This is a genomic window from Streptomyces pimonensis (genome assembly GCF_041380215.1).
In the GTDB taxonomy this organism is placed as follows: Bacteria; Actinomycetota; Actinomycetes; order Streptomycetales; family Streptomycetaceae; genus Streptomyces; species Streptomyces pimonensis.
The window spans coordinates 1-6,818 of sequence record NZ_JAHWZY010000081.1 but is presented as its reverse complement, the minus strand read 5'-3'; the positions used below and the strand labels follow the sequence as shown (position 1 = coordinate 6,818).

The 6,818-nt window shown below is 68.1% G+C and carries 6 protein-coding genes and 2 pseudogenes; 3 read left to right on the top strand and 5 right to left on the bottom strand.

The window, feature by feature from the left end; all coding sequences use genetic code 11:
• Both KYY02_RS33245 and KYY02_RS33240 read left to right on the top strand, forming a co-directional pair.
• The coding region (locus tag KYY02_RS33245) for a DUF885 domain-containing protein (protein ID WP_371244686.1) at positions 1-931 on the top strand (931 nt) is incomplete at its 5' end.
• A gap of 62 nt (positions 932-993) precedes the next feature.
• The gene (locus tag KYY02_RS33240) at positions 994-1,512 is read left to right on the top strand and encodes a hypothetical protein (RefSeq protein ID WP_371244684.1); all 519 of its coding nucleotides are present in this window, start codon (positions 994-996) and stop codon (positions 1,510-1,512) included.
• 20 nt (positions 1,513-1,532) lie between these two features.
• Here the strand turns inward: KYY02_RS33240 and KYY02_RS33235 are convergent, their stop codons facing one another.
• Positions 1,533-2,006 carry a winged helix-turn-helix transcriptional regulator gene (locus KYY02_RS33235; RefSeq protein ID WP_371244682.1) on the bottom strand — a complete coding sequence of 158 codons (474 nt, stop codon included), beginning with the start codon at positions 2,004-2,006 and terminating at the stop codon, positions 1,533-1,535.
• Between the two features lie 87 nt (positions 2,007-2,093).
• On the opposite strand from KYY02_RS33235, the gene KYY02_RS33230 reads away from it, so the two are divergent.
• Entirely contained in the window at positions 2,094-3,365 is a 1,272-nt protein-coding gene (locus KYY02_RS33230; RefSeq protein WP_371244680.1) for an MFS transporter, read from the top strand.
• 1 nt (position 3,366) lies between these two features.
• On the opposite strand, the pseudogene KYY02_RS33225 reads toward KYY02_RS33230, so the two are convergent.
• From KYY02_RS33225 to KYY02_RS33210, 4 genes and pseudogenes are all read right to left on the bottom strand, one after another.
• Positions 3,367-4,065: pseudogene (locus KYY02_RS33225) on the bottom strand (ISAzo13-like element transposase-related protein); the annotation flags it as partial.
• Positions 4,066-4,091: 26 nt separating this feature from the next.
• Entirely contained in the window at positions 4,092-5,468 is a 1,377-nt protein-coding gene (locus KYY02_RS33220) for an IS4 family transposase (RefSeq protein WP_371244678.1), read from the bottom strand.
• A 51-nt stretch (positions 5,469-5,519) separates the two neighbouring features.
• A pseudogene (locus tag KYY02_RS33215) lies at positions 5,520-6,470 on the bottom strand (ISAzo13 family transposase); the annotation flags it as partial.
• Positions 6,471-6,511: 41 nt separating this feature from the next.
• Positions 6,512-6,818, bottom strand: a 307-nt coding sequence (locus tag KYY02_RS33210; protein ID WP_371244676.1) for an integrase core domain-containing protein, incomplete at its 5' end; no start/stop codon positions are given.

Here is a 6,818-nt window from a genome sequence, read left to right as displayed (position 1 = left end):
GGAGGAACTCGGCCGGATACAGCGGGACATGACGGTGACGGCGGCGCAGATCGCGCCCGGCGAACCGGTGCTGGCCGTGCTCGCGGCGCTCGATGAGGACCCGCGCTACCAGATGACGGACAGGGCGCAGTTCCGCGACTGGCTCCAGGAACTCGCTAACGCCACCATCACCGACCTCGATGGAACGCACTTCGCGATCCCCGCGCCTTTGCGACGAATCGACTGCCGGATCGGCCCTGCCGACGGGCCCGCCTTCTATCTGGCGCCCAGCGAGGACCTGTCGCGTCCCGGCACGGTCTGGTGGACCAGCCCCGAGCCAGGCGCGCCGATTCGGACGTGGACCGTGCCCAGCACGATGTTCCACGAGGGTGTCCCGGGCCCCCACCTGCAGCTGGGCGTGACGACGCTCAACACCTCTGGGTTCAATCGGTTCCAGCGGCTGTCGTGCGAACTGCACCCAGGGCACGTCGAGGGGTGGGGCCTGTACGCCGAGCGGCTGATGGACGAACTCGGATACCTCGCCAACCCGGCCCACCGGCTGGGGATGCTGGCCACCGGGCAACTGCTGCGCGCCGCACGGGTCGTCCTGGACATCGGGCTGCACCTGCGGCTCCCCATCCCCGCGGGCACCGGGTTCCACGAGGGAGAGCGGTGGACGCCGCAACTGGGCCGCGCGTTTCTCACGGAACACTGCGGGCTCGGCCCACCAGGATTCGTCGAGTTCGAAATCGACCGGTATCTGGGACGCCCGGGACAGGCCCGCGCCTACAAGCTGGGAGAGAAGGTGTGGCTGGAGGCGCGGGAGGAGGCCCGCCGTCGCGACGGCGCCGCCTTCGACCTAAAGCGGTTCCACCACCACGCGCTGAACCTGGGGCCGATGGGCCTGGACCTGCTGCGAGCGGAGCTGACGCGCGCGGACCGTGCCCGCTGAACAGGCGTGGACAGGGCGGATACGAGCGGAGCGCACCACATGGTGAGAAAGCGAGAGATCGGATGATCACGGCAGTAGGACATGCCGACCTGACTTCGACCACGTGGGATCTGGTGCAGGCCGAACTACGGGAACGCCTGCAGGGCCTGCCGCCCGACACGACGGCACTGGTACGTGCCGGCGCCAGACTGCCCTTGGTGTTCGGGCGGGTGGTGCACGAGGTGGGGCGGCGCCTGGTGGTCCTGCTCCCGGAACGGGTAGATGCCTTCGCCGACGCTCCCTTCCACGACCGGCGGGCGCACCGGGAGTTGCTGGCCCTGGCCGAGCAGATACGGATGCTTCCCTTCGACCCGCTGGACCGGGACGCCTGTGTGAGCGCGGACGAACGGCTGGTCAGCAGCTGCAGCCGGCTGCTGGCCGTCTGGGACGGTTCACCGTCCAGCGGGCAGGATGCCACCGCCCACATGGTCGCGTACGCCCGTGCCCGCGGTATCGCCGTGGAGGTCGTCTGGCCTACGGGGGCCGCCCGTGAACCGGCCGGGCACACCGCGTCGCTGTGCGCGCCCGGGCACAGACGCTAACCGTCTCGTCGGCCGTCGCCTCACTGGTGTCGTTCGCCGCCGGTCTTCTGCACGTGAGTGGTGTCGGCATCGATGGGGGCACCGTCGGCGCCGGTCGGCTTGATGTCCGGCACACGGGCGCCATGTTGGTCGACCAGTGTGGAGTGTGGCTCGCCGGGTTCGAAGGCGTGGCGCTCTCCCCACTGGCGCAGAGTGAGGAGGACGGGGAAGAGGTCGCGGCCGGCGTCGGTGAGTACGTACTGCAGGCGGCGGCCCGAGGGTGCGGTCTGCTGGGTCAGGACTCCGTGGGCGGTGAGCTTGCGCAGGCGGTCGGTGAGGATGTTGCGGGCGATGCCGGTCCGTCGCTGGAACTCGGTGAAGGACCGTGCCCCATCCATCGCGTCCCGGATGACCAGGAGGCTCCACCGGTCACCGACGAGGTCGAGCGTGCGGGCTACCGGACAGTCGGGATCGGTCCAGGCAGGGCTCGAAGTGCCCGTGGAGGGGCGCGGCATGACACCTCCCGATGAGTTGCGGATTGAAACCATCATGCCCTACGGTCGAATTAGTTTCACTTTACTACTCATATCGTTAGGAGTGCGATGGACGTCTGGCGACGGTTACTCCTCGCGACCGTGTGCGGTGTCGCGGTAGCGAGCATCTACGCTGCGCAAACAGTGCTGCCGTCCATGGGAGACAGCCTCGGGGTGTTGGCACAGCACGCCGGGTGGATCGTCTCGACTGGCCAGTTCGGCTATCTGGCCGGTCTGGTGCTGCTGGTGCCGCTCGGCGACGTGGTCACCAACAGGCGTCGGCTCATCGCGGTGCACATGGCCATCACCGCGGCAGGACTGTTCCTGACGGCTGCGGCTTCGGCCGCGTGGACGGCCTTCTCCGGACTCGCGCTGGCCGGAATGTTCGCGGTCGTGGTGCAGACCACGGTGGCCTACGCCGCGTCGGTCTCGCCGCCCGCCGAGCGCGGACGCAACATCGGTGTCGTGACGTCGGGCGTGGTGGTGGGCATCCTGGGCGCGCGGTTCGTCACAGGCATGCTCGCGCAGGCGTGGGGCTGGCGAAGCATGTACGCCGTGCTCGGTGTGCTCGCACTCGCCCTCGCCGCCCTTGTCCTGCGCGCGCTGCCGCCTGAAGACAGCTCTCGCCAGCCTGCGGGCTACCGACAGGCCGTCGTCTCGTTCCGCGGGCTGTTCGGGCAGCGTCTCTTCCTGACGCGCGGTCTCATCGCGTTCTTCCTATTCGCATCGTTCGGCACCCTGTGGAGTGGCCTGTCCCTGCCGCTGGCGAACGCACCATGGCATCTGAGCGAAAGTCAGATCGGACTGTTCGGCATCGCCGGACTCGCCGGCGCACTGGGCGCGGCACGTGCGGGACGGTGGGCGGACGCAGGACGGGCGACCCCGATCAGCGGCCTCGCGCTGGCTCTGCTCATCGTCTCCTGGGCCGCGACCGCGCAGTTGTCCTGGTCCCTGTGGCTGCTCGTCATCGGCATTGTGGTGCTCGACTTCGCGGTCCAGGTCGTGCACGTGAGCAACCAGCACGTGCTCACCACCGCGCATCCGGAGCGCACCAGCAGCGTCATCGGCGGCTACATGGTTTTCTACTCCCTCGGCTCCGCCCTCGGCGCAGCCGCCACCACCTCCATCTTCACCTCCCACGGCTGGGCCACCTCCAGTCTCCTCGGGGCCGGATTCGCGACCTGCGCGCTGATCGTCTGGGCAACCGACGCACGCCGGCGCTCCAGGACTTCGGAGGTCGGTTCCGAGGCGGCGGACGCGCACCGTGGCGAGGAGGAGAAGCAGAGGAGCGAAACGGAGCAGGTCGGCCCGGTGGCGGACCGTTCCAGGGGCCATCGATGAATTAGTGGGGTGTTTTGCTCTCGCGAGCTGCGGCTGTCGCGTGCATGACGTAGTTGGCGAGGTCGCTGGGGTCGATCAGCCGGGCGGGGATGGGTTCGGAGTGGTGGCCGAGGTCCTCGAGGTGCGGGCGGACCTGCTTGATCAGGCCTCTCATCTGGTTCTCCCCGATGCGGAAGAGGTAGGAGATCAGCGAGCAGGACAGGCCGCGCTGGTCGAGGACGGCGGCCCAGATGATGTTCTCCGTGGTCATCTTGCGGTGCCGGGGCCTCTCCTTGGGCGGCAGGGCGTCCAACCGGTCGCGGACGCCGGCGGTGAGATCGTCCAGGTCGTGGCGCTCGAGGCCAGTCAAGAGGGGGTGGGTGGCCAGGGTCGCGCCGAAGGTATGCGCGGCGCGGGGGTGGGATCTGGGGCCGGGCGGGTGGAGGGGGACGTCGGGGATGCCGGGCTGGGGCGGGATCGTGTAGTTCCAGTCCCCGTGGAAGTCGTCGGGGCGGATCGTGAGGGCGGCGGCGTGCTGTTCGCTGATCTCGATTCCGGTGGGATAGCTGCCGGTGTCCAGGCGGGCGGTCACCCTCAGTCCGGTGCGGGTGGTGGTCGCCGAGATGAGATTCAGGACGGTTTCGTAGCTGGTCAGCGGGTGGGCGCGCCAGTTGAGGGAGATGAAGGAGAACAGGCGGTGCTCGACCCGGTTCCACTTCGAAGTGCCTGGACAATGCCGTTGCTTGACTACTGAACTATCGCGGGCTGCAACGTGATGACCTTGGCTGTGATCCGTCGTGTCGGCCGCCGGTCACGGGTGTTGATCCGGTAGGAGAGCTTCGAGGAGTACTTCGAGTCCGGACGCTTCAGATGTCGGTCCGCCTCCCGCAGGCGCCTGGCTCCGTTGTCGAGCTTGCGGCGAACCTTCGCCGCAAGCACCGCCAAGAACTCCTTGACCTTCACGGGCGTGTCCGTGCACTGGCGGACCACGCTGCGCCGTGCGTGCTTGAGGACCTTGACGAAGGAGACCCGGTCCGGATCGATCCCGTTGTCGTCGGCCAGAGCGATGATGACCTGCGTGAGGCAGTGGTGTACGACCAGATGCGCCCAGACCTCCTGACGCACCAGATCCGGGGCACCCGAGCGCAGGACCTCGGCCGGCCCGCGCTGGAAGGTCTTGATCTGCCGGAATGCCGACTCCGCCTCCCACCGTGAGTGGTAGAGCCCCGCCAGTTCCGTCGCTGGATAAGCAATCGGGTCCACCAGATCGGTCAGCAGTCTGATCACCTCGCCGCCGTCGACGCGGTACTCGACCACACGGACCAGCACCCCGCCGGGATGCGCGCCCTTCTGCCCGGCCAGGTTCATCCTCGCCAGGTAGGTGCCGTCGGGCAGGTGCTCGACCGGGCGAGCCGCAACGCTCGAACGGGCCCGGATCAGTAGATGAGCTCCTGCCTCGGTGTATGCCTTCCACAGCGCCACACCGGGAAAGCCGCGGTCCATGATGACCAGCATCCCGGCCGCCGCGTCGGCCATTTTGATCGCCAGCTCCGGCTCGCCGCCGTTGAATCCGCCCACCGACGCGTCGATCTGTGCGTGCGTGCCGCACTCGGTCAGCGTCACCACCCGCGCCTGCGGGAACCCCGCGGGCTGGCCGTTCTTGACCGGGCCGCCGAACACAGCTCGGTTGGCCGGCGTGTCCGGCACATCCAGCACGAACCCGTCCACCGCAGCCAGCCGCATCTCGCGGTAGAAGGCGCTCTTCAAACCGATCGGAGCCAACGGCCCGGCCAGTTCCCGGAACAGGGTTTCCAAGACCCGTGGCCCCAGGCGCTTTCGCGCCCGCGTGAACGAGGACTTGTTGGGGATGCTCTCAGCCAACTCAGGTATTGTGCCGACGAGTTGCTCGGCGACGTCGTCGTAGGAGTCCTGCTGGAACAGGGCCAGGGCGAGCGTGAAGTAGACCATGAACCCGGCTGGCAGGGCACCGGACTTCTTGTCGCGAACCCCGCATTTCTCCAGCACCTCACCGACGAGCTCCGGGGTCACCCAGCGGGTCACCACCCCCAGCCGCACATGATCAGATATCCCCACCCATGGATGCATGCCGGGCTCAACGATCACGTGCTCCCAATGTCACCGCGAACTGCTTGCCCTACTCAAGCAACGGCATTGAGTGCCTGGAGGCAGGTGGCACACGGTGATCTGAAGGCCGGTCTCGGTGGCGAGAACGGCGAGGTTGGCCTTCCATGCCTTGGCGCGGGAGCTGTTGGAGCCGCCGCCGTCCGCGGTGATCAGCAGGCGTTTCGCGTGCGGGTAGGCGGCCCGGCCTTCCTCGGTCCACCAGCGGCGCAGGCTGGCCACTGCGAATGCGGCGGTGTCGTGATCGGTGCCGACCACGACGAAGCCGGTGTTGCGGGCCAGGTCGTAGATGCCGTACGGGATCGCGGTGCCGGTGGCGTGGGAGGGGAAGTCGTGGTCGAGGACTTTGACCGGGGCGCCCGGCGGGGCCCACTCGCGTCCGGGCCGGGCGAAGAGTCCGATCTGCTCCTTCTTCTTGGTGTCCACGCTGATCACCGGGTCGCCGGAGCGGAGGAAGTCGGCCACCGTGGCGTTGAGGTGCTCGAACTGCGCGTCCCGGTCCGGGTGGTGGCTGCCGGCCAGCACCCGCGCGTTGCCGCGCAGGCTGAACCCGGCCGCCTTCAACAGGGCCGCGATGGTGTCGCGGCCCACCTTCCGGCCCTGGACGGCGAGCTCGTCCGCCAGGCGGCGCAACGACTTCGTCGTCCACGTCAGCGGCCTCATCGGATCGCCCTGCGTGCTGTCCTCGACCAGCTCCAGCAGGGTCGGCACCAGGCCTGGGTCCTTGTCCGCCAGAGCCGGGCGGCCCGCTCCCGGCCGTCGCACCCGCCCGTCCGACTCCGCGTCGGCGTCGAGTTCGGCCAGACCCCGACTGACACAGCCCTTCGAGACCCCCGCGGCCCGCGCCACCGCGGCAATCCCACCGTGCCCCAGTTGCCGGGCCTCCGCGCCGTACAAGATCCGGCGCTGCCGCTCGTTCAGATACGGCGTCACCGCCTCAAGCTTCGCCCGTAACGACCCCGTCAATCCATCAAAGTGCCTCATACCACACCAACGAGCCCAACTACCGCAAGCAACCCACTAATTTATCGACGGCCCCTTGTGACCTGGGGTTTCGTGAGTTCGGTGTAGTAGGTGGCTTCGTACTCGACTGGTGGGACGTGGCCTATCTCACCGTGGAGCCTGCGGTGGTTGTACCAGTCAACATATTCAGCGGTGGCGAGTTCGACCTCGGACAGCGTCTTCCAGGGCCGCCGGGGTTTGATCAGCTCGGTCTTGAACAGACCGATCGTGCTCTCCATCAGGGCATTGTCGTAGGCATCTCCGACTGATCCGATCGAAGCGGCGATGCCGGCGGCGTCCAGGTGCTCGGCGAGCCGGAAACTTGTGTAT